At 73.3% G+C, this 25,191-nt stretch carries 21 protein-coding genes; 7 read left to right on the forward strand and 14 right to left on the reverse strand.

Annotated elements, in window-relative coordinates; all coding sequences use genetic code 11:
• Nucleotides 1-306: 306 nt before the first annotated feature.
• From GA0070608_RS02660 to GA0070608_RS02675, 4 genes are all read left to right on the forward strand, one after another.
• Complete coding sequence (locus GA0070608_RS02660) at nucleotides 307-489, forward strand: hypothetical protein (protein ID WP_091621008.1); 183 nt, start codon at nucleotides 307-309, stop codon at nucleotides 487-489.
• A complete protein-coding gene (locus tag GA0070608_RS33900) occupies nucleotides 489-1,985 on the forward strand; it encodes a DUF8189 domain-containing protein (protein WP_266316413.1) in 1,497 nt (498 codons plus the stop codon). Before GA0070608_RS02660 ends, GA0070608_RS33900 begins: the two co-directional genes overlap by 1 nt.
• 177 nt (nucleotides 1,986-2,162) lie before the next feature.
• Nucleotides 2,163-2,684, forward strand: a complete 522-nt coding sequence (locus tag GA0070608_RS02670) for a DinB family protein (RefSeq protein WP_091621014.1) — start codon at nucleotides 2,163-2,165, stop codon at nucleotides 2,682-2,684.
• Nucleotides 2,685-2,943: 259 nt separating this feature from the next.
• Nucleotides 2,944-4,491: a N,N-dimethylformamidase beta subunit family domain-containing protein gene (locus GA0070608_RS02675; RefSeq protein ID WP_091621017.1), complete on the forward strand. Its 1,548-nt coding sequence runs from the start codon at nucleotides 2,944-2,946 to the stop codon at nucleotides 4,489-4,491.
• Here GA0070608_RS02675 and GA0070608_RS02680 read toward each other — a convergent pair.
• The 3 genes from GA0070608_RS02680 to GA0070608_RS02690 all read right to left on the reverse strand — a co-directional run bounded on the left by GA0070608_RS02680 (nucleotide 4,458) and on the right by GA0070608_RS02690 (nucleotide 9,224).
• Nucleotides 4,458-5,084: an HAD family hydrolase gene (locus tag GA0070608_RS02680; RefSeq protein WP_091621021.1), complete on the reverse strand. Its 627-nt coding sequence runs from the start codon at nucleotides 5,082-5,084 to the stop codon at nucleotides 4,458-4,460. The two genes, GA0070608_RS02675 and GA0070608_RS02680, sit on opposite strands and share 34 nt — an antisense overlap.
• Nucleotides 5,084-8,698: a chromosome segregation protein SMC gene (gene smc / locus GA0070608_RS02685; protein WP_091621025.1), complete on the reverse strand. Its 3,615-nt coding sequence runs from the start codon at nucleotides 8,696-8,698 to the stop codon at nucleotides 5,084-5,086. Before smc ends, GA0070608_RS02680 begins: the two co-directional genes overlap by 1 nt.
• Before the next feature lie 331 nt (nucleotides 8,699-9,029).
• Entirely contained in the window at nucleotides 9,030-9,224 is a 195-nt protein-coding gene (locus GA0070608_RS02690; protein ID WP_091621030.1) for a hypothetical protein, read from the reverse strand.
• A 373-nt stretch (nucleotides 9,225-9,597) separates the two neighbouring features.
• Between GA0070608_RS02690 and GA0070608_RS02695 the strand changes: the two genes are divergently transcribed.
• Complete coding sequence (locus tag GA0070608_RS02695) at nucleotides 9,598-10,689, forward strand: CAP domain-containing protein (RefSeq protein WP_091621033.1); 1,092 nt, start codon at nucleotides 9,598-9,600, stop codon at nucleotides 10,687-10,689.
• 107 nt (nucleotides 10,690-10,796) lie between these two features.
• Complete coding sequence (locus tag GA0070608_RS02700) at nucleotides 10,797-11,639, forward strand: endo alpha-1,4 polygalactosaminidase (RefSeq protein ID WP_091621036.1); 843 nt, start codon at nucleotides 10,797-10,799, stop codon at nucleotides 11,637-11,639.
• 35 nt (nucleotides 11,640-11,674) lie between these two features.
• Here the strand turns inward: GA0070608_RS02700 and GA0070608_RS02705 are convergent, their stop codons facing one another.
• The 7 genes from GA0070608_RS02705 to GA0070608_RS02735 form a co-directional block, all read right to left on the reverse strand.
• On the reverse strand, nucleotides 11,675-13,879 hold the full coding sequence (locus GA0070608_RS02705) for an MMPL family transporter (protein WP_091621040.1): 2,205 nt from the start codon (nucleotides 13,877-13,879) through the stop codon (nucleotides 11,675-11,677).
• 220 nt (nucleotides 13,880-14,099) lie between these two features.
• Nucleotides 14,100-14,957: a bifunctional DNA-formamidopyrimidine glycosylase/DNA-(apurinic or apyrimidinic site) lyase gene (gene mutM / locus GA0070608_RS02710; protein ID WP_091621044.1), complete on the reverse strand. Its 858-nt coding sequence runs from the start codon at nucleotides 14,955-14,957 to the stop codon at nucleotides 14,100-14,102.
• On the reverse strand, nucleotides 14,950-15,759 hold the full coding sequence (rnc, locus tag GA0070608_RS02715) for a ribonuclease III (RefSeq protein WP_091621048.1): 810 nt from the start codon (nucleotides 15,757-15,759) through the stop codon (nucleotides 14,950-14,952). Before rnc ends, mutM begins: the two co-directional genes overlap by 8 nt.
• Nucleotides 15,756-16,751, reverse strand: coding sequence for a phosphate acyltransferase PlsX (locus tag GA0070608_RS02720; protein WP_091621053.1), 996 nt, complete (start codon nucleotides 16,749-16,751; stop codon nucleotides 15,756-15,758). Before GA0070608_RS02720 ends, rnc begins: the two co-directional genes overlap by 4 nt.
• A gap of 114 nt (nucleotides 16,752-16,865) precedes the next feature.
• On the reverse strand, nucleotides 16,866-17,039 hold the full coding sequence (gene rpmF, locus GA0070608_RS02725) for a 50S ribosomal protein L32 (protein ID WP_091621057.1): 174 nt from the start codon (nucleotides 17,037-17,039) through the stop codon (nucleotides 16,866-16,868).
• 5 nt (nucleotides 17,040-17,044) lie between these two features.
• On the reverse strand, nucleotides 17,045-17,608 hold the full coding sequence (locus tag GA0070608_RS02730) for a YceD family protein (protein ID WP_091621061.1): 564 nt from the start codon (nucleotides 17,606-17,608) through the stop codon (nucleotides 17,045-17,047).
• Between the two features lie 109 nt (nucleotides 17,609-17,717).
• On the reverse strand, nucleotides 17,718-18,215 hold the full coding sequence (locus tag GA0070608_RS02735; RefSeq protein WP_091621064.1) for a hypothetical protein: 498 nt from the start codon (nucleotides 18,213-18,215) through the stop codon (nucleotides 17,718-17,720).
• 473 nt (nucleotides 18,216-18,688) lie between these two features.
• Here GA0070608_RS02735 and GA0070608_RS02740 point away from each other — a divergent pair, with 473 nt between their 5' ends.
• Entirely contained in the window at nucleotides 18,689-19,888 is a 1,200-nt protein-coding gene (locus GA0070608_RS02740; protein WP_141719611.1) for an IS110 family RNA-guided transposase, read from the forward strand.
• Nucleotides 19,889-20,151: 263 nt separating this feature from the next.
• Here the strand turns inward: GA0070608_RS02740 and coaD are convergent, their stop codons facing one another.
• The 4 genes from coaD to GA0070608_RS02760 all read right to left on the reverse strand — a co-directional run bounded on the left by coaD (nucleotide 20,152) and on the right by GA0070608_RS02760 (nucleotide 25,187).
• Nucleotides 20,152-20,634 carry a pantetheine-phosphate adenylyltransferase gene (gene coaD / locus GA0070608_RS02745; RefSeq protein WP_091621067.1) on the reverse strand — a complete coding sequence of 161 codons (483 nt, stop codon included), beginning with the start codon at nucleotides 20,632-20,634 and terminating at the stop codon, nucleotides 20,152-20,154.
• Nucleotides 20,631-21,194 carry a 16S rRNA (guanine(966)-N(2))-methyltransferase RsmD gene (gene rsmD, locus GA0070608_RS02750; RefSeq protein ID WP_091621070.1) on the reverse strand — a complete coding sequence of 188 codons (564 nt, stop codon included), beginning with the start codon at nucleotides 21,192-21,194 and terminating at the stop codon, nucleotides 20,631-20,633. The genes coaD and rsmD overlap by 4 nt, the downstream gene beginning before the upstream one ends.
• Before the next feature lie 178 nt (nucleotides 21,195-21,372).
• Complete coding sequence (gene recG / locus GA0070608_RS02755) at nucleotides 21,373-23,574, reverse strand: ATP-dependent DNA helicase RecG (RefSeq protein WP_091621073.1); 2,202 nt, start codon at nucleotides 23,572-23,574, stop codon at nucleotides 21,373-21,375.
• Nucleotides 23,571-25,187 carry a DAK2 domain-containing protein gene (locus GA0070608_RS02760; RefSeq protein WP_091621077.1) on the reverse strand — a complete coding sequence of 539 codons (1,617 nt, stop codon included), beginning with the start codon at nucleotides 25,185-25,187 and terminating at the stop codon, nucleotides 23,571-23,573. The genes recG and GA0070608_RS02760 overlap by 4 nt, the downstream gene beginning before the upstream one ends.
• Between the last annotated feature and the right edge of the window lie 4 nt (nucleotides 25,188-25,191).

The raw sequence follows: 25,191 nt of genomic DNA on the forward strand, positions 1-25,191 counted from the left end.
TCCAATTTTGGGGTCCGGCGTGCGGAGATCCGCGATCGGGTACACCGGCGATGCCGAAACGAGACATTCGACCGCGATCATTCACCCCGTGTTTCGTCGGAACGGAACTCTCGCATCACCGGCTGCCCAGCGTCCGGGGACATTGTCGCTGCCTGCACGACGCGTTTTTCGTCGCGTACCACGACCGGTAGTGATCCCTACGCGCGTCGCCGCCGATGCGGCCGGTAACTGTTTCGGCGTACACATTTCATTGACCTCTGTCGTACGCGACGCGGTCACATTTGTGTTGAGAGGAAGGCTTGTATCGTGGCAATCACCAAATCCCACGAGACGGCGCGGGTATCGTCTCGCGGCCTGCTCCGGACCGTCAGTCGGCGCGGCCTGATCGCCTCCGTACCCGTCGTCGTGGTGGGGCAGGCGTTGGCTGCCGGGCCGGCGCTCGCGCAGCCCCGCGCCGTCGAGTGCCTCGCCGACCTCGGGGCCGTGTGATGGGGATCCCCTGGCTCGCCGACGTCCTGCGGGCCGCCGGCGTCGCGGTCGTCGAGGAGGGCAACTGGCGTGCCCGAGGTGTCAGCGGCGCGTTCGCCCCGATCGGGGTGCTGTGGCACCACACCGCCGCCACGTCCAGCCCGAGCCGGCCCGCACCGGCGCTGGGCGTCTGCATCAACGGCCGGTCCGACCTGCCCGGCCCCCTGTGCCACGCGCTGGTGGACTACAACGGCGTGTTCCACCTGATCTCCGCCAACCGCGCCAACCACGCCGGCAACAGCCGGGGCAGCGGACCCATCCCGGCGGGCAGCGGCAACACGATGCTGATCGGGTGGGAGATCGACTACAACGGTGTCAACCAATCGATGACCCAGGCCCAGTACAACGCGTCCGTCGCCGCCACCGCCGCGGTGCTCCGCACGCTGGGCCGCGACGCCAGTTACGCCCGGGGCCACCGCGAGACCAGCACCACCGGAAAGATCGACCCCAGCTTCATCGACCTCGACGCGATGCGCCGCGACGTCGCAGCCGCCATGGCGGGTGGCGGCTCGGGCGCCGGCATCATGTTCCACCAGGCGCGGTTCCCGAGCGGGTCGTGGAGCGGGTTCATGCCGCTGGCCGGCTACCGGACGACCGAACCCGGCCAGGCACGCGACATGGCGATCACCGGAATGCCGGACCGCTCCGCCCAGGTGCTCATCGTCGGGGCCGACAACACCATCTTCCACCAGATCCGTAACCCCAACGGCACCTGGACCGGATTCGCACCACTCGCCGGCGCGGGCACCCCCACCCCTGCCGCCGGCAGCCGCGTCAGCATCGCCGGCATGCCCGACGGCTCCGCCCAGGTCCTCATCGTCGGCGCGAACAACGGCATCTACCACCAGATCCGTAACCCCAACGGCACCTGGACCGGCTTCCAAGCCATCACCGGCTACAACACCACCGCCCCCGCCGCCGGCAAGGACGTCGCCATCACCGCCATGCCCGACGGCGCCGCCCACATACTCATGATCGGCGCCGACAACGGCGTCTACCACAAGATCCGCCACCCCAACGGCACCTGGGACCCGCTGCGGCCCCTCACCGGCGCGGGCACCCCCACCACGGCCGCCGGCAGCAACGTCAGCATCGCCGGCATGCCCGACGGCTCCGCCCAGGTCCTCATCGTCGGCGCGAACAACGGCATCTACCACCAGATCCGTAACCCCAACGGCACCTGGACCGGCTTCCAAGCCATCACCGGCTACAACACCACCGCCCCCGCCGCCGGCAAGGACGTCGCCATCACCGCCATGCCCGACGGCGCCGCCCACATACTCATGATCGGCGCCGACAACGGCGTCTACCACAAGATCCGCCACCCCAACGGCACCTGGGACCCGCTGCGGCCCCTGCCCGGCATGGGCACCCCCACCACGGCCGCCGGCAGCAACGTCAGCATCGCCGGCATGCCGGATGGTTCCGCCCAGGTGACCATCGTCGGCAGAAGTTGACGAAGCACCCGCGCTGACGTCAGCACCCGGACCTCCCCACGGGCAGCGGGGTCCGGCCCCGCCGGACCCCGCGCACCGTCAGCCGACCAGCCCGCCCACCCGGCGGGCTGGTCGGTCGTCGTGCCGCCCTGACAACACGGTCGCGAACCGTCGGGGTGCTCGGCGAGGATGGCCGGCATGACCTGGCGAGCACCGGAGATCACCCGGACCCCCGAGCCCTACGTCGGCGACGAACGCACCATGCTGGAGGGCTGGCTGGATTACCACCGGCAGACCCTGCTGCTCAAGTGCGCCGGGCTGACCGCCGAACAGTTGAGGACGCCGAGCGTCGAGCCCTCCGGGCTCACCCTGCTCGGCCTGGTCCGGCACCTGGCCGAGGTGGAGGCATGGTGGTTCCGGGAGAACTTCGCCGGTGAACGGGTCGACTACCCCTACTACACACCCGACGACCCGGACGCCGACCACGACGTCAGCGCCGCCGACGCCGAGGCCGACTTCGCCACCTACCACCGGGAGGTCGCGCTGGCCCGCGCCGCCACCGACGGCCGGTCACTCGACGAGACCTTCACCGAGATCGGTCCGAAGCGCCGGACGTTCAACCTGCGCTGGGTCTACGTGCACCTGATCGAGGAGTACGCCCGACACAACGGCCACGCCGACCTGATCCGCGAACGTATCGACGGCCGCACCGGCGAGTGACCTGCACCGATTCCCCCGATCGGTGATCCTCTCCGGCCGAACCGGGCCGCCGCCCCACACCGGGCGTCCATTTCCGGGGAACGACAGCAACCCATGACCCGTCCGTGACGTCTTCCGGTAGGACGGGGCGTGGCCGATCCCGTCCTACCGACCGGTACGCCTGCCTCGGCGCGGCGGTGGACAAGGTGGCCGCCACGGTCGGGAGCTGACGATGGTCGACGGGGAACACGCAAGGCCTTCCCGGAGAAGAACGCTGGGCATGATCGGCGCGGTCGGCGCGGCCGGTGCTGCCGCCCTGGTGGGGGTCGGCTGGCGGCTCGAGGGTCGCCCGGCGGCGCCCACCGACCCGCACTATCCCGGTGACCTGGTCGGGGCCGGCACGCCAGGCCCCGCCCAGCGGACACCCGGCCGGTTCCCGGTCGCCTTGGAGAACAGCCAGCCGGGCGCGGCCGGTTTCCGGCTCACCGGCCACCGGTTCGGCACCGACCGGTCCGGGGAGATCTCCGGGTACGCCTCGGCGACCAGCATCGCGCCCGGGGAGGAACTGGTCTTCCGGGTCTCGGTGGCACCCGCCCAGCAGTACCGCGGCACGGTCTTCCGGATCGGGCACTACGGTGGCGCGGGCGCCCGGATGATGACCCAGGGCCCCTGGCTGGACGGGACGACCCAGCCCGCTCCCACTGTCTCGGCGGAGACCGGCGCGGTGTCGTGCGCGTGGTCACCCGGATGGCGGCTGCGGATCGGCCCGGACTGGGTCAGCGGGCAGTACCTCGCCCTGCTGAGCACCGCGTCCGGTCACCACCACTGGGTTCCGTTCGTGGTTCGCGGTCCGGCCCGCACCGGCGGCGCGCTGGTGGTCATCCCGACGAGCACCTATCAGGCGTACAACCAGTGGCCGTTGGACGGCCGCACCGGCGCGAGCCTCTACTACGGCCACGCCGGCACGAGCCGGCGCTCGACGGCACACCGGTCCCGGGCGGTCAGCCACGACCGCCCGTACGCCGAGAGCGGCCTGCCCCACCTGGCCGCCGACGACATCGGCTTCGTGCAGTGGGCCGAGGCGCAGGGGCACGACCTCACCTACGCCACCAGCGAGGACCTGCACGCCGGTCGGATCGACCCGGGACGTCACCAGGCGGTGATCTTCCCCGGGCACGACGAGTACTGGTCGGCGCGGATGCGAACGGCAGTCGTCACCGCCCGCAACGGCGGCACCAGCCTGGTCTTCCTCGGTGCCAACAACTGCTACTGGCGGATCCGCTACGGGGTCGACGACCACGACGAGCGGCTGGTCCGATGCGACAAGGTCGACAAGCCGCACAACGGTGTCGTTCCGGCGACCCCGAAGTGGCGGAAGACCGGCAGTCCCGAGCAGCACCTGATCGGCAGCCAGTACGTCAGCGTCGTCGACGGCCGCGCGCCGCTGGTGGTACGTGCCAGCGGGCACTGGTTCTGGGCCGGGACCGGCGTACGCGACGGCGACTCCATCCCCGACGTGGTGTGGGGGGAGGCCGATCAGCGGATGCCCGGCGTGGGCGGTCCGCGAGCGGTCGAACAGGTCCAGCTGGCCGACTCGCCCTTTCACCGGAAGGGGACGGCCCAGCGGCAGCACACCCAGCTGTACCGGGCCCGCTCGGGCGCCTGGGTGTTCGCCGCCGGGTCCCTCGGGTGGACGCGGGCGCTGCACGACCCGGCCATCGCCGATCCGCGGGTGGACCGGGCCACCCGCAACCTGATCCACCGCGTGCTCGGCGAGGTCCCGGCCGAGACGGATCAGCCGGCGGTGGCCAGCGCCGCCCGCAGGTAGCGCAGGTCGCCCGGGCCGCTCCAGCGCAGCGCCGACAGTCCGGCGACGCGGGCCCCCCGGATCGCCCGGTCCTCGTCGTCGACGAAGAGCACCCGGGCCGGCGGGGTGTCCAGGGCCGCGCAGGCGGCCTGGAAGTATTCCTTCGCCGGCTTGTTCACCCCGATCTCGGACGAGTTGACCACCACGTCGAACTCGCCGGCCAGGCCGAGCGCCGCCAGGTCGGCGTCGAGCAGGTCGGTGGCGTTCGTGCCGAGCCCGACCCGGATGCCGCCGGCCCGCGCCTCCCGGACGAAGGCGAGTACCTCGGGGACCACCTCACCCCGGTAGCGCTGCCACTGCTCCACCGCGGCCCGGGCCCGCTCGGGGGTGCCCACCGATTCGGTCAGCGCGTCGGCGACGCTGGTCATCCAGTCGGCGTGGCTGACCTGACCGGTCAGCACCGGCTGGAGTCGGCCCCACTGCATGGCGATCTCGGTGAGCACGCCGCCGGCCAGGCCGTACTCCCGCTCCACCCCGACGGCCACCGCCGGGTCCCACCGGCGCAGCACGCCGTCGAAGTCCACCAGGAGCGCCGTCGCCCGTTCCCGACCCACTACTCGTTCTCCTCGCCGCGGCCACGCCGCTGGTCGTCTGTGTCGGCCCGGTTGAGCCGCTGGCTGATCACCTGGGTCACCCCGTTGCGCATGGTCACGCCGTACAGGGCGTCGGCGACCTCCATCGTCCGCTTCTGGTGCGTGATGACGATGAGCTGGCTCTTCTCCCGCAACTGGGCCAGCAGCATGATCAGCCGGCCCAGGTTGACGTCGTCGAGCGCCGCCTCCACCTCGTCCATGATGTAGAACGGGCTCGGCCGGGCCCGGAAGATGGCCACCAGCATCGCCACCGCGGTCAGCGAACGCTCGCCACCGGAGAGCAGCGACAGCCGCTTGATCCTCTTGCCCGGCGGCCGGGCCTCCACCTCGACGCCGGTGGTGAGCAGGTCGTCGGGGTCGGTGAGGATGAGCCTTCCCTCACCACCGGGGAAGAGCACGGTGAAGACCTGCTGGAACTCCCGGGCGGTGTCTTCGAACGCGGTGGCGAAGACCTCCAGGATCCGGTCGTCGACGTCCTTGACAACGGTCAGCAGGTCGCGGCGGGTGGCCTTGAGGTCCTCCAACTGCTCGGAGAGGAACTTGTAGCGCTCCTCCAGCGCGGCGAACTCCTCCAGGGCCAGGGGGTTGACCTTGCCGAGCAGGGTGAGTTCCCGTTCCGCCTTGGCGGCCCGCTTCTCCTGCACGGGCCGCTCGAAGCGGACGGGCTCGGGCACCGGCAGGCCGTCCCGTTCGGCCGCCGCCACGTCGGCCTGGGTGGGCGGAACGGGCTGGGCCGGGCCGTACTCGGCGACGAGGGTCTCCACGTCCAGCCCGAAGTCCTCGGCGGCCTTCGCCTCCAACTGTTCGATGCGCAGCCGCTGCTCGGCGCGCGCCACCTCGTCCCGGTGCACCTGACTGGTCAGCCGCTCCAGTTCCGCGGCGAGCCGCTTGGCCGCGCCGCGTACCTCCTGGAGTTCGGCCTCGCGGGCGGCCCGCTCGCGCGCCACGGCGTCGCGGTGTTCCTCGGCCGCCGCGATGGAGGTGGCCAGCCGGGTGAGGGCCTCCCGGGCGCCGCCCGCCACGGCCCGGGCGATCCCCGCGCCCCGGGTGCGCGCCGCCCGCCGCGCCGCCGCGCGTTCCCGCGCGGCCCGCTCGGCGGTGGCCTGCCGGCGCAGCGAGTCCGCGCGGCCGGCGATCGAGGAGACCCGCTCCTCGGCGGTACGCACCGCGAGCCGGACCTCCATCTCGTTCTGCCGGGCCTGCGGCACCATCGCGGCGAGCTGGTCGCGTTCCTCGGTGGAGGGTTCCGCGTCGACCGGGGTCTCCTCGGCCAGCCGCAGCCGCTCCGCCAGTTCCGTCAGTGCGAGCAGGTCCCGCTCCCGGGCCGCCTCCGCGCGGGCCCGGGACTCGCCGAGCCGGTCGGTCTCCGCCTTCGCCGACCGGGCCGCCGCGCCCAGCTCGGCCAGCCGGCGGGCGGCGGCGTTGCGGTGGCTCTCCGCCTCCCGTTTGGCGGCGGCGGCATGCTGCACCGTCTCCTTGACGGCGGCCACCTCGGCGCGGGCGTCGACGAGCTGTTCGCGCAGCTCCGCGCCGGTCTGCTCGGCGGCGAGCCGGTTCGACCGGGCCTCCTCGACGGCGGCCTGCACCTCGATGAAGCTGGGCGCCTTGGCCGACCCGCCGGCCGCCACGTACGCCCCGACCACGTCCCCGTCCGGGGTGACCGCGCGCAGCTCCGGGTTGCCGGCGACCAACTCGGCCGCCGCGGCGAGGTCGTCGACCAGCACCACGTCGCGCAGCGCACGGTGCACCGCCGGGCGGATCTGCGGGGAGCACTCCACCAGGTCGGGCGCCCAACGGGCGCCGTCGGGCAGCTTCGGCCGCAGCGCGTCGACCGGGGCGTCCATGCCTGGCCCCGCGGGGCTGCCCACCAGCAGGCCGGCGCGGCCGGCGTCGGAGATCTTCAGCAGCCGCATCGCCTCGACGGCCTCGTCGACGCCGCTGACGGCGACCGCGTCGGCGAGCCCGCCGAGCGCGGCGGCGAGCGCCGTCTCCTGCCCGGGGGCGACGGTGAGCAGCCCGGCCAGGCTGCCCAGCAGGCCCGGGACCTCGTCGGCGCGGGCCAGCAGCGCGCCCGCGCCGTCCTTGCGGCGCAGACCGAGGGCGAGCGCCTCCTCCCGGGCCTTCCAGGTGGCGGCGTCCTTCTCCGCCGCCCGCTCCGCGTCGGTCAGCGACCGCACGGTGGCCTGGGCCCGTTCCTGGGCGGCGACTGCCTCGGCGTGCCGGGCGTCGAGGTCGGCGTTGTCCCGGTCCGCCTCGGTGGACTGTTCGGCGACCGCGTCGAGCTCGGCCTGCGCCTGTTCGGCCCGGGCCAGCGCGTCGGCGTGCGCGGTGGCGAGCCGTTCGATCTCCTCGCCGGCGCTGGTGGTCCGGGCGCGGGCGGAGTTGACCTGGCCGGTCAGCCGGGCCAGCCCCTCCCGCCGGTCGGCGATCGCCTTGGCCGCGGCGACCAGCTCGCGTTCGGCGGCGGCGAGCTGCCGTTCCAGCTCCTGGCGGTGCTCGACGGCCTCGGCCAGCCGGATCTGGTCGTCGGTGAGCGCGGCGCGCAGCTCCTCCTCCTGCTCGCGGATCCGCTCGGCCTCGGCCTCCAACTGGTCGGGGTCGCGGCCGGGGCGCTCGTCGTCTCCGGCGGCGCTGAGGTGCCGCAGCCGTTCCCGGGCAAGCTGTTCGATGGAACGGAACCGCTCGGAGAGGGCGGAGAGCTTGTACCAGGTGTCCTGCGCGGCGGCCAGCAGCGGCGCGTCCTCGGCGAGCGCCGCCTCCAGCTCGCCCAGCCGCGCCTGCACCTCGGTGTGCTCGGCCTCGACCTGCTCGCGCCGTTCGCGCACCGCGGTCTCGTCGGCGATCTCCCGGTCCAGGGTGGCGCGCAGGGTGGCCAGGTCGTCGGCGAGCAGCCGCAGCCGGGCGTCGCGCAGGTTGGCCTGGATGGCGGCGGCCCGGCGGGCCACCTCCGCCTGTCGGCCCAGCGGCTTGAGCTGGCGGCGCAGCTCGGCCGTGAGGTCGGTGAGCCGGTTGAGGTTGACCTGCATCGCGTCGAGTTTCCGCAGCGCCTTCTCCTTGCGCTTGCGGTGCTTGAGGACGCCGGCCGCCTCCTCGATGAACGCCCGCCGGTCCTCCGGCTTGGCGTGCAGCATCCCGTCGAGCCGCCCCTGGCCGACGATGATGTGCATCTCCCGGCCGATGCCGGAATCGGACAGCAGTTCCTGGATGTCGAGCAGCCGGCAGGTGTCGCCGTTGATCTCGTACTCGCTCTCGCCGGAGCGAAACATCCGGCGGGTGATGGACACCTCGGTGTACTCGATCGGCAACGCGCCGTCGGTGTTGTCGATCGTGAGGGTCACCTCGGCCCGGCCCAGCGGGGCCCGGCCGGCGGTGCCGGCGAAGATGACGTCCTCCATCTTGCCGCCCCGCAGCGCCTTGGCGCCCTGCTCGCCGAGCACCCAGGCGATGGCGTCGACGACGTTGGACTTGCCGGAGCCGTTCGGGCCGACCACGCAGGTGATCCCCGGCTCCAGCTTCAGTGTCGTCGCGGAGGCGAAGGACTTGAATCCCTTCACCGTCAGGCTCTTGAGATGCACCTTCTCGATCCTCGTCCGGTGGCCGCCGTACCGTCGCCGGCTGCGCGGACCTGGGTGAACCCGCAGACTAACCCGGGACCGGGAACCGCCGGGCACGCGACCCGCCTGGTGGCCGCCGTGCGCTCATCGGGTGACGCGGGCCGATCCGCCGGCGCGGCCTGTTCTCCCGGCCTTCCATCTGGCCGGAACCGCGAAGGATTCCTTCGGGGCGGGGCCGCACAAGATCACGAATTGACGCCGCGAAGAAATGGTGCGGACAGGGCTGCGCGCCGGCACAGAAGTGTCGGCGCGCTCTTTTTGCGTACTGCGATTCAGTTTTCCGATCCGGAGATCAGGTCAGCGCGGGCTCGGCCAGACGAAGCAGGTCGTCCGCCTCCGCCGCAGCCGCCGCGAGCCGATCGTTCTCGGCACGCAGCCGCGTGATCTCGAACTCCAGAGCCCGAACCGTGGTACGCAGTCGGGTGACCTCGTCGAGCAGACGCCGGTCGGGCGCCGCACCTACGTGGCCGTACAGGGCCTTAGCCATGTTGACTCCTTGATATGCGCTGCCGGAAGGGCCGGCCAACGCGCGCCCAAATGTGTACGCGGCTGTCATCCCAGGCGATTCTGGGCATGACCGGGCGCGACTGGCGACACCTACATATTGAGCCGACACCCCCTCCTTAGTCAAGTTGTCGCAGGCCGTAGATCATTTCCACGTCGACCTGTTCACTTGCCGGGGGCTGCCAAAGGGCGCGGACACACTCTGTCCGGACACCCTGACTCTACGCCCCGAAACCCGGGAAGTCTTCACCCCGGCGTCCGGCTTCCCCTTAACTCTTCCTTAGCCACGTTGCCGCTGCTCACGCCCGCCACGTAGCGTCACCCCGGCCCGCAAGCGACCCCTTGGAGGCAGCGGCGTGTACGGCTGGACCGACCCGAACGACCCAGACGGCTCCCCCCGGCGCCGCGAGCAGCCGCTGGGCGGGGAGCCGCCGGCCTGGCGCACCGACCGTCCGGAGCCGAGGTCGGCCTATCTGTTCGGGGACGACCCGGAGCAGCCCGCCGACGAGTGGCACCGCGACCAGCCGACCGCACGCTGGCAGCCCGAACCCGCCGAGACGGCCGGGACCTGGCAGCAGCGGTCCACCGACCCGACCACCGGTGCCTGGCCGGTCGACGACCCGACCGCCCCCATCGACCTCGCCGCGCTCCGGGCCACCCCGACCGGGGCGACGCCGGTCACCACCGAGGGCCGCCACCGCCCCCGCCGCCGGTTCCCCCGCCCCCTGTTGATCGGTGGCGCCGCCGCAGCCGCCACGCTGGTGGTGAGCCTCGGCGTCGGCGCGGTCGCGCTGACCGGCGACGGCCCGGAGACCGATCGGGCCGCCGGCGACGACCCGGTCGCCGCCGCCCCGGTGCTGCCGGGCACCGGGTCGACACCCGCCGACACGCCGGCCCCGGCCACCCCGAGCGCCGCGCCGACCACCGCCAGGCCCACCCCGTCGGCCACGAAGACCACCAGGCCGACGCCCAAGCCGTCGCGTACCACCGCGGCCTCGCGCAACAGTGCCGAGCGGAGCACGTCGCCGGCCGGCACCAGCACGAAGGCCCCGGTCAGCAGCGGGGCCAGCAGCCAGGCCCGCGAGGTGGTCAACCTGGTCAACGCCGAGCGCGCCAAGGCCGGCTGCGGCGCGCTGGGCATCGACGACAAGCTCACGACCGCCGCCCAGCGGCACAGCCAGGACCAGGCCGACCACCGGAACATGTCGCACACCGGCAGCGACGGCAGCAGCGCCGGGGCCCGGCTGGACCGGGTCGGCTACTCCTGGCGCACCTACGGCGAGAACGTCGCCTGGAACCAGAAGACGCCGGCCTCGGTGATGAGCGCCTGGATGAACAGCCCCGGCCACCGGGCCAACATCCTGAACTGCGCCTTCACCGAGATCGGCGTCGGTGTCGCCAGCAGCAACGGGCCGTACTGGACGCAGGTCTTCGCCGCGCCACGCTGAACGCGAGTCGTGGCCGGGTCCGTGCTCGTTTGACCGGGTGAGGTACGCCGACGCGGCGTACCCGACCCGGGCGGCGTGCAGGTCGCCCGCGACCTGCGGAGCTGCCGATGCGGATCCGGCCGCGTACGCGCGCCGTCGGGCGGGGCCCGCGCGGGGCCCTGCCGGCCTGCGTCGCGCTCGCGCTGCTGAGCGTGGTCGCCGCCTGCCGGGTGGACCTCGCCCCGCCGGGCGCCCCGACCATCTGGTCGGCCGCGTCGGCCGGCCGGTGGCAGTGGCAGTGGCAGCTCAGCGGCGTACTCGACCCGGCCGTCGAGGCCGACGTCTTCCTGCTCGACCCGGTCGCCACCACCGCCGCGCAGACCGCCGAGCTGCGCTCCCGCGACCGCCGGCTGGTCTGCCACGTGCACGTCGGATCCGTCCTGCCGACCGACCCGGACACGGACCGCTTCCCGGCCGCCGTGCGGGGCGCCGGGTCCCGTCGGCCGCAGAGCCGCTGGCTCGACGTACGGCAGTGGGACTCGCTGCGGCCGGTGCTGGCCGACCGGTTCCGGCTCTGCCGGGGCAAGGGCTTCGGGGCGGTCGCGCTGGCCGACGCCGACGGGTACGCACACCGGTCCGGATTCCCGCTCGGCTTCGACGACCAACTGCGGTTCAACCGTCGGCTGGCCGAGCTGGCCCGCTCGCTGGACCTCTCCCCCGGCCTGGTCAACAACCTGGCGCAGGTGGCCGCCCTCGCCCCGGACTTCGACTTCGCCGTCAACGAGGAGTGCGTACGGCTGGACCAGTGCGCCCGGCTGCTGCCGTTCGTCGAGGCGGACAAGCCGGTGTTCCACGTGGAGTACTCCGGTTCGCCGACGGACTTCTGCGTCACCACGGTGGGTTACGGATTCTCCTCGATCCGCAAGGAACGCGAGCTCGACGCGTGGCGGATCCCCTGCCCGGCGCCCTGACCGCCGACCCGCCCCCGCCAGGGAACGGGACCGGGTCAGCGGGAGCCGACCAGCTCCGGGGTCGGGGCCGGCGGCTCCGTGGCCGCCGGTGCCGGCCGGGCGCGTAGGAAGCGCGGCGCCCACCAGTTCGCGTCCCCGAGCATCGTCATCAGTGCCGGCAGCACCACCGCGCGGATGATCGTGGCGTCCAGCAGGATCGCCACCGCCAGGCCGACGCCGAGCTGCTTCATGTCGATCATGCTCAGGGTGGCGAAGATCGAGAAGACGCCGACCATCACGACCGCCGCGCTGGTCACCACGCCGGCCGACGAGGTGATGCCGTACGCCACCGCGTCCCGGTTCGACATGCCGGCCTGCACGCCCTCGCGGATCCGGCTGACCACGAAGACGTGGTAGTCCATCGACAGCCCGAAGAGCACCACGAAGAGGAAGAGCGGCAGCCAGGTGACGATCGCGCCCATCGAGGTGAAGCCGAGCAGCCCCTCGGCCCAGGTCCCCTGGAAGACCAGCACCAGCAGCCCGTACGCGGCGCCGGCGGAGAGCAGGTTGAGCACGATCGAGCTGAGCGCGATCACCACCGAGCGGAAGGTCAGCACCATCACCAGGAACGTCAGCACCAGCACGAAGCCCACGACGATCGGCAGTTTGTCCCGGAGGTGCCGGGAGTAGTCCTCGCTGTCGGCGATGTCGCCGCCGACCGCGTACTCCACACCGGCGACCCCGCCGAGCGCGGCCGGGACGAGGTCGTCGCGCAGCCGTTCCAGCGAGCGGACCGACTCTGCGGTGCGGCTGGTGTGCGGGGTCGCGACCTCCAGCACCGACACCCGCCGGTCGGCGGACACCTCGATCTTCGGCCCGGTCGCCTCGGTCGGCGCGAAGAGCGGATCCGCCGACGCCCGGTCGGCCAGCGCGGTCAGCGCCGCCCCGACCCGGTCCGCCTCGGCGGCCGGCGCCCGGACCGCGACGGTGTGGCTGGTGCCGTTGCTCGGAAACGCCACGGTGAGCCGGTCGTACGCCTGCATGGCCGGCGTGCCGCGGGGCAGGTCCTCCATGCCGGGGAACTTCATCTTCATGCCCAGCGCGGGCGCGGCCAGGGCGAGCAGCAACCCGACCGAGATCACCAGGGTGGCCACCGGCGCCCGCAGCGCGGGCTTCAGCACGGCCGGCCAGAACCGGGGTCGCCGCCCGGCCTGCGGGGAGGTCAGCCGCCACAGCAGCGGCACCCGGGGCCGGTCGACCCAACGGCCGAGCTTGGCCAGCAGGGCAGGCAGCACGGTCAGCGAGCCGATCACCGCGACCGCGACCACCAGGATCGAGCCCACCGCGAGGGACGAGAAGACGGCGTCGTCGGCGAGCAGCAGCCCGCCCATCGAGATCATCACGGCGAAGCCGGAGACCACGACGGCGTGGCCGGAGGTCTCCGCGGCGATCTCCACCGCGTCCAGGCCGGAGCGGCCCTTCGCCCGTTCCTCCCGCTCCCGCCGAACGTAGAACAGCGAGTAGTCGACCCCGACCGCCATGCCGATCAGCAGGATCACGCTGGCCGTCGTGTCGGTCGCCGGCACCAGATGCGAGGCCAGGGTGGACAGTCCCATCGCCGCAGCCACCGAGGAGAGCGCCAGCAGCACCGGCACGCCGGCCGCGATCAGCGCCCCGAAGGCGATGATCAGAATGGCCAGGGTCACCGGGAGGCTGAGCAGCTCGGCCCGCTTGAAGTCGTCACCGAGCGTGTCGTCCAGCGCCTGGTTGATCGACGGCCCGCCGACCTGCTCGACCCGCAGCTGCGGGTGCCCGTCCTGCACCCGGGCGGTGGCGTCCCGCAGCGGCTGCACCCGGTCGGACGCGGTCTCCGCGTCACCCGACATCGTGATCGGCAGCAGCAGCGCGGAGCCGTCCCGGGCCGTCACCGGCTCGCCGACCGAGGCGACCCCGGTCACCGAACGCAGCAGGACCGCCGCGTCGTCGGCGGCGGTCCTCGCGGCGGCGGGATCGAGCGCGCCGCCGCGCGAGGTGATCAGGACGTTCTCCACCGCCGGGTCGTCGAAGTTGCCGGCGTCCACGATCAGCCCCGCCCGGCCGGACTCACCGACGGCCTGGTCTGCGTGGCTCGCCTCCTTGAGGCCCGCGGCGCTTCCCCCGACGAAGCACACCGCCACGAACACCACCCACAGCGCGATGGCCCGCCACGGATGCTCCGCGCTCCACCGTGCCAACCGCACCGTCACCGGTCGTGCCCCCATCGCGGTCCCCTCGTCATGTCTTTCCCCTGCCAACGGGGTAGACGCTAGGGACGGGACAGGCCCGGAAACATCAGGGAACGGCCCTGGCCCGGCCCCGAACCTGTACCGGGGCTGAGAGGGCGACCCGGCCGGGCGAGCCGGGCCGAAACGGACGGTTCGGGGGAGCCCTGCCGCACGGAACGGACCGACGCGCCGTCGGTGACCCGGAAACCGCTCGGGGTCATCCCCGAAGGGACACCCGGGGGCGCGGTTGACAGCGCGGGCAACTGAACGACGAACGGTTCATGAACGCCTCGCGCCGGATCGGCGCGACGCACCGGCGGCACGGCAGCCCTTCCCGGCCGTAGACGTTCAACGCCCGGTCGAAGTAGCCGCTCTCCCCGTTGACGTTGACGTAGAGGGCGTCGAAGCTGGTGCCGCCCTCCTTGATCGCCTCGCCGAGGACGTCCCGGACGTGGCCCAGCAGCCGCAGCGCGGCCGGTCCGGTCAGCGCGTCGGTGGGGCGGGCGCCGTGCAGCCCTGCCCGCCACAGCGCCTCGTCGGCGTAGATGTTGCCCACACCGGAGATCAGCGTCTGGTCCAGCAGCGCCCGCTTGACCTCGGTCCGCCGCCGGCGCAGCGCGGCGACGAACGCCGCGTCGGAGAACTGCGGGTCCATCGGGTCCCGCGCGATGTGCGCGATCTCCGCCGGCAGCTCCGATCCGCCGGCGGAGACCGACAGGCCGCCGAACGTACGCTGGTCGACGAAGCGCAGCTCGGGACCGTCGTCGGCGAACCGGAACCGGACCCGCAGGTGCGTCTCGTCGGGCGCGTCGATCGGCTGCATCAACAGTTGCCCCGACATGCCCAGGTGCCCGATCACGGCGTCGCCGCTGTCCAGCGGCAGCCACAGGTACTTGCCGCGCCGGCGAACGTCCAGCACCGTCCGGCCGGCCAGCACGTCGGCGAAATGCCCGCCGCCGGGAGCGTGCCGGCGTACCGCGCGAGGATGGCGTACCTCGACGGTGGAGATCCGCCGGCCGGTGACCCAGCGGGCCAGGCCCTGCCGGACCGTCTCGACCTCCGGCAGCTCAGGCACGACCCAGGCCCGCCTCGGCAGCCTCCACGGTCTCGTCCCCGGCGGCCGGCCCGTCCACCTCGGCCGCCTCCCGCGCGGCCCGCTCCTGCTCCGCCTGCTCGGTGAGCGTCCGCCAGGCCGCCTCGGCGGCCCGCTGCTCGGCCTCCTTCTTGCTCCGTCCGTCGGCCCCGCCGTAGCGGTTGCCGGCGACCACCACCCAGGCGGTGAACGTCTTGAGGTGATCCGGTCCGGCGCCCTCGATGCGGTATTCGGGGACACCGAGCCCGAGCGCCGCGGTCAACTCCTGGAGGCTGGTCTTCCAGTCCAGGGCCGCGCCCCGGCCGGCCGACTCGGCCATCAACGGGTCGAACAGCCGGTGGATGACGATCGCCGCGGTGTCCAGCCCGTACTGGAGGTAGATCGCCCCGAGCAGCGCCTCCAGGGTGTCGGCGAGGATGCTCGCCTTGTCCCGGCCGCCGGTGGTCTCCTCCCCCTTGCCGAGCAGCAGGTAGGCGCCGAGCCCGTCCGGGCCGAGGCCCCGGGCCACGTCGGCGAGGGCGCGCATGTTGACCACGCTGGCCCGCAGCTTGGCCAGTTGCCCCTCGGGCAGGTCGGGGTGGTTGTGGAACAGCGCGGTGGTGATCACCACGCCGAGCACCGAGTCGCCCAGGAACTCCAACCGCTCATTGGTGGGCAGGCCACCGTTCTCGTACGCATAGGAACGGTGGGTCAGCGCGCGCTCCAGCAGCTCCGGATCCAGGCTGATGCCGAACGCGGCTTCCAGGTGGCCGACGGACGCCCGCCGCCGCTTGTCGTTGCTCATGATGTGGGTACCTCGGTGTCGGTGGTGCGGTCGGTGCGGTCCTCACGGTCGCCCGCCTCGGCGCCGTCGAGCAGCGCGCGGACCTGGTCGGTGGCACGCCGCCGCCGGAGGTGGGCGGCCAGCGCGATGCCTGCGGCGACGTCCTCGGCCCGGGCGGCGCCGTGGCAGACGACCACCGTCCCGGCGACCCCGAGCAGGGCTGCCGCCCGGGGGGCGGCGCCGCCGGACGGGGGCCCGCCGGCCATCGCGTACGCGCCCTCGATCGCCTTGAGCAGCACGTTACCGGTGAACCCGTCGGTGACCACCACATCGGCGCGCGCGCCGAGGGAGACGTCGTACCCCTCGACGAGGCCCACGTAGCGGCCCTCGCAGGGCAGCGACGAGGTGGCGAGGACGGGATCGGCGAGCCGGCGGGCCCGGTCGCCCTTGCCTGCCTCGGTGCCCACCGACAGCAGCCCCACCCGGGGCGCGGTGACGGCGTGCGTCACCGCCGCGTAGGCGGCGCCGAGCACGGCGTGGCGGGCGAGGGTGGCCGGGCGCGGCTCCAGCGAGCCGCCGACATCCAGCAGCACCACCGGACCGGCGACGGCCGGCAGGGTGGCGACCAGCGCGGGACGGCGTACGTCGGGCCAGCGGCCGAGGCCGAGCGCGACGGCGGTGACGGTGGCGCCGGTGGACCCGGCGGAGACGAGCGCGTCGGCGAAGCCGTCGCGGACGGCGTGCACCGCGGCGCGGACGGTGCTGTCGGCGCGGGCCGCCACCGGGTGGTCGGCCATGCCGACGACGGTGCGGACCGGCCGGACGGTGACCCGGGCGCGCTGCGCCGGGTCGAGGGCACGGATCAGCTCGTCGGCGGCCTCGGCCGGGCCGACGAGCAGCAGGTGCAGGTTCGGGTCGGCGCGCACGGCTCGCAGAGCGCCGTCAACCACGACGGCGGGAGCATCGTCCCCGCCGAGGAGGTCAACGGCGATCCGCGCGGTGCCCGGCTCCACCAGAACGCCGGCCGGAACAGGCCGGCCAGCGTCGGAGGGAGCCGGGACACCGGGCGATTGCCAGGGTGCGCGCGCCGCCCGACCAGCGGTCGGGGGCGTCACTCGGCGACCGGGTCAGACCTCGAGAACCTGGCGGCCGTTGTAGGTGCCGCAGACGGAGCAGGCGGCGTGCGGCAGCTTCGGCGACTTGCACTGCGGGCAGGCCACGGTCGCGACCACGGTCGCCTTCCAGTTCGCCCGGCGGGCGCGGGTGTTGCTGCGCGACATCTTGCGCTTGGGGACGGCCACGGTTCCTACTCCTCTTTACGGTTCAGTTGCGACAGGCCCGCCCAACGCGGGTCGATCTGCTCGTGACTGTGGTCGGCCGGCAGATCGTCCAAGTGCACCCCGCATTCGGGGCACAGGCCTGGGCAGTCCTCCCGGCAGAGCGGGTTGGTCGGCAGCGCAAGCACCACCGCGTCCCGCAGTACCGGCTCCAGGTCGATCAGATCGCCCTGCATCCGGCCCACCTCGTCCTCGTCGGTCGTGAGGTCCGTGGTGCTGTCCTCGTACGCGTACAGCTCCTGGACCCGCACGGCCAGCGAGTCGTCGATCTCACGCAGGCAGCGACCGCACTCGCCCCGGACGGGACCGGTGACGGTCCCTGAGACGAACACGCCCTCGGACACCGACTCCAACTTCAGGTCGAGGTCGAGGTCCGCGCCCTCCGGCACGCTGATCATCTCCCCGCCGAGGTCCGCCGGTGCCGGTGACACCCGCTTGACCGTACGCAACGCACCAGGCCGGCGCGGCAGCTCCCTCGTGTCGAGGACCAGCGGCGACCTGGGGTTGAGTGTGGAACGCGTGTGTTTGGGCATAGTCAGACTCCGGCCGGTGAGAGGCCGACAAAAAAGGTTACCTGGACGACCGCCGGACCGTCGAACCGGGGGCGACGCCCCCCTCGTCTGCCGGCTGGTGAGGTGCCGCTCAGAAGGGTAGCGGGCGTTCCGCCTCGTCCCCACCGAAGGTGCCGATCTCACGCAGCGCATGCATCTTGTCCCGGCCGCGCTCTATCGAGGCCAGCGCCCGGGTGAGGAACTGCTCGAAGTTGGCCAGCGCGGTGTCGACGTAGTCGTCGACCTCCTCCCGCAGGCGCTGCGCCTCGGCCCGGGCCTCCGCGACGATCCGCGCGCCCTCGTGCTCGGCGGAGACCGTGATCTCGTTCACCGAAACCAGCCGGGCGTGTTCCGCCTCACCCTCGCTGATGATCCGGTCGGCCTCGCGCTTGCCGGCATCCATGATCTTGTCCCGCTCCTCCAGCAGCGCGGCGGCCCGGCGCAGGTCGGCGGGAAGTTCGGCGCGCATCTCGTCGAGGATGGCGATGAACTCGCCCCGGTCGACCATGCAGTTGTTGCGCGACATCGGGACGGAGCGGGCCTGCTCCACCATGGCGATCAGTTCGTCGATGCGATCGAGCGGGTCCACCGGTACCTCACTCCTGTCGTTCGTCGGGCCGACCTACATGATGCGGGCTACGGCCAGTTTCCCGCTCCACACATCATGTCGTGCCCACCCCACCCCGCCCGGTGCGCCCCGCCCCGACGCGCCGCCGCACCACCATCCCGCACCGCCGCACCGCGGCCCGCCGCACCGCGCCACCGCCCGCCGCACCACACCGCGGCCCGCCGCACCGTCCCCGCCCCGCCCCGCACGCCCCCCCCGTTACCTTTTTGATTGTCCCCAGTCGGGGACCCTCGGTCGCCCGGCCCGGTATGACTTACTTCCCCTGTCGTGTGGATGATCCGGGGGGTGTTGTCGCCGGGTCGGGTGGCGTCGGCGGACCGCTGATAGGGACACGGCCACCCGTGTTGGGGTAGGTCTCTTCGTAACGTGGCTGCCGGCAGTCCGACGCCTGACCAGCGGCCGGGGCCACGAGAGGATGCGTGGAGGCGGGTGTGGTGCACGACGGTTACGGCGTCTACCTCGGGTTGGACGTCGGCAAGGGTGATCACCACGCGGTCGGGTTGGCCCCGAACGGCAAGCGGCTGCACGACGCGCCGTTGCCGAATACCGAGGCCCGGCTGCGGCAGCTGTTCGACAAACTCGCCCGTCACGGCACGGTGTTGGTGGTGGTCGACCAGCCGGCCTCGATCGGCGCCTTGCCGGTCGCGGTGGCTCGGGCGTGTGGGCATCAGGTGGCCTATCTACCGGGGCTGGCGATGCGTCGGATCGCTGACCTGCACCCGGGTTCGGCGAAGACTGACGCTCGTGACGCCTATGTCATCGCTGACGCGGCCCGCACCCTGCCGCACACGCTGCGGCGGGTCGACATCGGCGACGAGACCTTGGCCGAGTTGGAAGTCCTGGTTGGCTTCGACGACGACCTTGCTGGCGAAGCCACTCGAGTGTCGAACCGTATCCGGGGCCTGCTGACGCAGATCCACCCCGCCCTGGAACGGGTCCTCGGCCCGAAAGTGCATCACAAGGCGACCCTGGAGCTGCTGTCGCGCTGCGGCGGTCCGGTCGGGTTACGCAAGGCCGGCCGCCGCAAACTGATGTCCATCGCCGCGCCTCACGCACCACGCATGGGTGAGCGCCTCGTCGAGCAGGTCATGATCGCCCTCGACGAGCAGACCGTCACCGTCCCCGGCACCCAGGCTGCGGAGACGATCCTGCCTCGCCTCGCCGACAGCCTCCGCGACGTCCTGCGACAACGCGACCAGGTCGCCACTCAGGTCGAGAGGATGCTTGATGCGCACCCTCTTGCCGGGGTCCTGACCTCGATGCCCGGCATCGGCGTCAGGACCGCAGCCCGGATCCTGCTCGAAGTCGGCGACGGCACCGCCTTCGCCACGCCCGGGCACCTCGCCGCCTACGCCGGCCTCGCCCCGGTGACCCGACGATCCGGCAGCAGCATCCGCGGCGAACACCCACCGCGAGGCGGCAACAAAAACCTCAAACGCGCGTTCTTCCTCGCCGCGTTCGCAGCCCTCGCCGACCCCACCAGCAGGGCCTACTACGACCGCAAACGCGCCGAAGGCAAACGCCACAACGCCGCCCTCATCTGCCTCGCCCGCCGCCGCTGCGACGTCCTGTTCGCCATGCTCCGCGACAAAATCCCCTACCAACCCCGCCCCACCACCCCGATCGCCGCTTGACGAAACACATAGGGACACCCCCCCCCCCCCCCCCGCACGCCCCGCCCCGTCCCCGCACGCCCCGCCCCGTCCCCGCACGCCCCGCCGATCTTGCACTTGCCGCCCGGTCGAACCAGCACAAAAGGTGTGGAAGAGGGGCCGAAAGTGCAAGATCGCGGGTCCCGGGTCCCGGGACCCGGGCGTGGGGCGCGGGCGCGGGACCCGGGCGTGGGCGCGGAACCCGGGCGTGGGGCCCAGAGCGCGGGGGCGGGGGCCCAGGGCGGTTACGGGCGGGGGCCGAGGCGGGACTGGAGGGCCTCGCGTACCGAGTCGGGGACGTGGGCGGAGATGTCGCCGCCCCACTTCGCCACGTCCTTGACCAGGCTGGAGGAGAGGAACGAGTAGAGCGGGTTGGTCGGCATGAACAGGGTCTCGACGCCGGCCAGGCCGATGTTCATCTGCGCCATCTGCAACTCGTAGTCGAAGTCGCTGACCGCCCGCAGCCCCTTGATCAGCACGCTCGCCTGCTGTGCCCGGCAGAAGTCGACCAGCAGGCCGCGGAACGACTCGACCCGGACGTTGTCATAGGAGGCGGTCACCTCGCGGAGCATGTCGATCCGCTCCTCGACGGTGAACAGGCCGCTCTTCGACTGGTTGACCAGCACGCCCACGATCACCTCGTCGAACAGCCGGCTCGCCCGGCCGACGATGTCGAGGTGCCCGTTGGTGACCGGATCGAACGAGCCGGGACACACAGCACGTCTCATGATCGGCGACCGTACCAAAGGGTCGTCTCGCCGTATCGACGGCTGCGGTCGCCGGTGATGCCCTCCACCCACCCGACCGGGCCACCACGACTCGCCCGTTCCACCACCACCAGGGCGTCCGCGGCCAGCCAGCCGCCATTGACCAGCGCGTCGAGCATCGCGCCGATCTCGGCGTCCGGCACCGCGTAGGGCGGGTCGGCGAAGACCGCGTCGTACGGGTCGCCGTCCGGGCCGGCCGCCAGCACCGTGGCGACCCTGCCGGTGACCAACCGGACGGCCGGGGCGGCGCCCAGCGTCGCCACGTTCTCCCGGATCACCCGGGCCGCCCGGGGGTCGGACTCCACCAGCAGCACGTGTGCCGCGCCCCGGGAGAGAGCCTCCAGCCCGACCGCGCCGGACCCGGCGTAGAGGTCGGCGAAGCGGGCCCCGGCCAGGTCGACCTCGGCCTGCACGGCGCTGAACAGCGCCTCCCGGACCCGGTCCGACGTCGGCCGGGTGCCCGCGCCGGGCGGCGCGGCGATCCGGCGCCCACCAAGGGTTCCGGCCACGATCCGGGTCACCGTCTCCTCCTGCTCATGGGCACGACGCTACGCGACCCGGCGACCGCCGACGCCGACCCGGTCCGCACCCCCGACCGACCGGCGCGACCACCGACGCCGACACGGTTTGCACCCCGACCGACCGGCGCGACCGCCGCACACCTGCGATCTCGCATTCATGACGACGGCTGCCCTGGCGTCAGCCCTTCTCCAGGTATTCCGCGCGTTCCTCGTCGACCAGGGCGGCCACCGAGGCGGCCAACGCCGGATGCCGGGCCAGCTCCGGATCCTCCTCGACCAGGGCGATCGCCTCGGCCCGGGCGTCACGGATCAGGTCGGCGTCGCGCAGCAGCGAGAGCAGCCGCAGGTGCGAGCGGCGCCCCGACTGGGTGGCGCCCAGCACGTCGCCCTCCCGCCGCTGCTCCAGGTCCAGCTCGGCGAGCTTGAACCCGTCGGTGGTGGAGGCCACCGCGTCGAGCCGCTCCCGCGCGGGTGCGCCCTCCAGCGCCTCGGTGACCAGCAGGCACAGCCCGGGGGCGGAACCCCGGCCGACCCGGCCGCGCAGCTGGTGCAGTTGGGAGACGCCGAACCGGTCGGCGTCGAGCACGATCATCACGGTCGCATTCGGCACGTTGACGCCCACCTCGACCACGGTCGTGGCGACCAGCACGTCGATGTCTCCGGCGGCGAAGGAACGCATCACCGCGTCCTTCTCGTCGGCCGGCAGCCGGCCGTGCAGCACGCCGATGCGCAGGCCGTGCAGCGGCCCCTCGGCGAGCAGTGGCGCCACCTCGGTGACCGCCATCGGCGGTCGCCGCCCGTTGTCGTCCTCCGGCGGCGGCTCCTCCTCCGACGCCGGGCCCTCCCCGATCCGCGGGCAGACCACGTACGCCTGGTGGCCGGCGGCCGTCTCCTCGCGCACCCGGCGCCAGGCCCGGTCCAGGAAGGCCGGCTTCTCGGCGGCTGGGACCACGTGCGAGGCGATCGGCGAGCGGCCCTGCGGCAGCTGGGAGAGGGTGGAGGTCTCCAGGTCGCCGTAGACGGTCATCGCCACCGTGCGCGGGATCGGGGTGGCCGTCATCACCAGCACGTGCGGCGGCTGCTCGGCCTTGGCGCGCAGCGCGTCGCGTTGCTCCACGCCGAACCGGTGCTGCTCGTCGACCACCACCAGACCCAGGTCGGCGAAGTCGACGCCCTCGTACAGCAGGGCGTGGGTGCCGAGCACGATGCCGGCGGCGCCGCCGGCGACCTCGGCCAGCGCGCGCCGGCGGGCCACCGCGCCCAGCGAGCCGGTGACCAGCTCGACCCGGGTGGCGTCGTCGGCCGCGCCCAGCTCGCCGGCCCGCCCGAGCGGCCCGAGCAGGTCGAGGATGCCCCGGTGGTGCTGCGCGGCGAGCACCTCGGTGGGCGCCAGCAGCGCGGCCTGGCCGCCCGCGTCGACCACCTGGAGCATCGCGCGCAGCGCCACCACCGTCTTTCCGGAGCCGACCTCGCCCTGGAGCAGCCGGTGCATCGGATGGGCGGTGGCCAGGTCCGCCGCGATCTCCACCCCCACGTCGTGCTGACCGGGCGTCAGCTCGTAGGGCAGCCGGGCGTCGAAGGCGTCGAGCAGGCCGCCGGGCTTCGCCGGGCGCGGGCGGGCCGGTGACGCGGCGGCGCGGTGCTTGCGCTGCACCAGGGTGAGCTGCACGGCGAACGCCTCGTCCCACTTGAGCCGGTGCCGGGCCCGGTAGAGCGCCTCCTTGCTGGTCGGGCGGTGGATCTCGCGCAGCGCCACGTCGATGCCACCCAGCTTGCGGCTCGCCCGCAGGGTCGCGGGCAGCGGGTCCTCCGGCGGGGTGAAGGTGTCCAGCACCACCCGGACGCAGCGGGCGATCACCCAGGTGGGCACCGCCGCCGCAGCCGGGTAGACCGGAATCAGCGCGCCCGCGAACTCCTCGATCTCCTCGTCGACCGCCGCCTCGCCGTCGCCGCCCTCGCCGAGCAGGACGTACTCCGGGCCGTTGAGCTGCCGCCTGCCCCGGAACTCGGTGACCTTGCCGGCGAAGAGCCCCCACCGGCCGGGGCGCAGCTCGCGCTCCCGCCAGGCCTGGTTGCCGAAGAAGGTCAGGGACAGGGTGCCGCCCGAGCCATCGCCGACCGTCACCTCCAGCAGGTTGCCCCGGCGCTGGCGCATCGGGCGTACGGCGGTGCGCTGCACCTGGGCCAGCACGGTGACCTGCTCGCCGACGTCGAGCGAACGGATGTCGGTGTGCTCGCCGCGCTCGTCGTAGCGGCGCGGGAAGTGGTAGATCAGGTCGCCTGCGGTGTGCAGGTCGAGATGCCCGGCGAGGGCCTTGGCGGTCTTGTCGCCGACCAGCTTCTTCAGCGGCGTGTCCATCGTGGACGCCTCGGACGTCATTCGACCCCCACCAGGAGCGGATAGTGCGGCTGCCCGCCCGCGAACGCCTGCACCTCGACGAACGGCCAGCGCCGCTCGACGTGCTCACGGACCGCGTCGGCGAGCCCGTCGGGGGCGTCCGCACCGGAGAGCAGCGTCACCAGCTCACCGCCGCCGCCGAGCATCCGGTCGACCACGGCGGCACAGGTGTCGGTCAGATCGGACCCGATCAGGTGCACCTCCCCCTCGACCAGCGCCAGCACGTCGCCGGGACGGCAGGGGCCGGCGACGGTGAGCGCCTCGCGACGGGCGTAGCAGACCTCGGCGTAGCGGCAGGCGCCGGCCGCCTCGGCCATCGCGATCACGTCGTCCTCGAACCGCCGCCCCGGGTCACGCACCGCGAGGGCGGCCAGCGCCTGTACCGGCGAGCGGGTCGGCACCACGCTGACCTTGATGCCGAGCCCGTGCGCCTCCCGGGCGGCGGCACTCGCCACCGCCTGCGTGTCCGGGTCGTTGGGCAGCACCACCACGCGAGCCGCCCCGGTGACCCGGATCGCGTCCACCAGCTCGCCGATGGACGGGTTGCCGGGCACCACCGTCGCGCCCTCGCCGGTGAACAACCCGGCGATGCCCGCCCCGGCGGCCACCACCACGGCGGCCCGACCGTCCGCCGCCACGGCGGGCGACACCGGTGCCGCCTGGTCGGCGAAGCGGGTCACCGAGATGCGGTGCGGCCGACCGGCCACCACGCCCGCCTCGATCGTCGCGCCCACGTCGTTGACGTGCACGTGCACGTTCCAGGTGCCCACGCCTGCGCTCCCGTCGCCGACGACCACCAGCGAGTCGCCCAGGGCGTCCAGCTCGTCCCGCAGCCGGGCCACCGCCTCCGGCCCGGCGTCGAGCAGGAACTGCACCTCGTACGCGTACTCCTCGGAACCGGTCTCGCGGACGGCGGTGGCCGGCGGGCGGACCGGGCGCGGCGCGGGCGTGGGCCGCTCGGGGCTCTCACCGGTGACCACCTCGACCAGCGCGTCGAGCAGCAGGCACAGGCCCCTGCCGCCGGCGTCCACCACGCCGGCCCGGGCCAGTGCCGGGAGCTGCTCGGGGGTGCGGGCCAACGCGTGCGCCGCCCCGCCCGCCGCCGCCCGGGCGACCGCGCGCAGGTCGTCACTGTCGGCCCGCTCGGCGGAATGCGCCGCCGCGGCGACGACGCTGAGCAGCGTGCCCTCGACCGGGCGGGCGACCGCGGCGTAGGCGGCGGCGGTGCCGTCGCGCAGGGCGGCGGCCAACTCGCGCCCCCGCACGACCGGCACGGCGGCGACGGCGTCGGCGAAGCCGCGCAGGATCTGCGACAGGATCACCCCCGAGTTGCCCCGCGCGCCCAGCAGCGCGCCCCGGGCCATCAGCCGCAACGCGTGCCCGTGCGCGGTGTGGCCGTCCTCCGGGAGGGTGCCGAGATCCATCGCGAGCGCCTGCTGGGCGGAGGTGAGGGTGAGCACCATGTTGGTGCCGGTGTCGCCGTCGGGCACCGGATAGACGTTCAGGTCGTCGATCTCGCCCTGGTGGCGCTTGAGCGCGACCAGCCCGCCCGCACACCAACGGCGGACCGCGGTGGCGTCGAGGGTGTCCAGCACGGCG

The sequence above is a fragment of the Micromonospora peucetia genome (genome assembly GCF_900091625.1).
Lineage (GTDB): Bacteria > Actinomycetota > Actinomycetes > Mycobacteriales > Micromonosporaceae > Micromonospora > Micromonospora peucetia.

Coding starts and splice junctions, on each gene's coding strand:
- GA0070608_RS02690 (WP_091621030.1), bottom strand. CDS start 9,224: ATGGCTAAGGCCCTGTACGGCCACGTAGGTGCGGCGCCCGACCGGCGT.
- coaD (WP_091621067.1), bottom strand. CDS start 20,634: ATGAGACGTGCTGTGTGTCCCGGCTCGTTCGATCCGGTCACCAACGGG.
- GA0070608_RS02705 (WP_091621040.1), bottom strand. CDS start 13,879: ATGGGGGCACGACCGGTGACGGTGCGGTTGGCACGGTGGAGCGCGGAG.
- GA0070608_RS02730 (WP_091621061.1), bottom strand. CDS start 17,608: ATGCCCAAACACACGCGTTCCACACTCAACCCCAGGTCGCCGCTGGTC.
- rnc (WP_091621048.1), bottom strand. CDS start 15,759: ATGAGCAACGACAAGCGGCGGCGGGCGTCCGTCGGCCACCTGGAAGCC.
- GA0070608_RS02675 (WP_091621017.1), top strand. CDS start 2,944: ATGATCGGCGCGGTCGGCGCGGCCGGTGCTGCCGCCCTGGTGGGGGTC.
- recG (WP_091621073.1), bottom strand. CDS start 23,574: ATGACGTCCGAGGCGTCCACGATGGACACGCCGCTGAAGAAGCTGGTC.
- GA0070608_RS02670 (WP_091621014.1), top strand. CDS start 2,163: ATGACCTGGCGAGCACCGGAGATCACCCGGACCCCCGAGCCCTACGTC.
- GA0070608_RS02700 (WP_091621036.1), top strand. CDS start 10,797: ATGCGGATCCGGCCGCGTACGCGCGCCGTCGGGCGGGGCCCGCGCGGG.
- GA0070608_RS33900 (WP_266316413.1), top strand. CDS start 489: ATGGGGATCCCCTGGCTCGCCGACGTCCTGCGGGCCGCCGGCGTCGCG.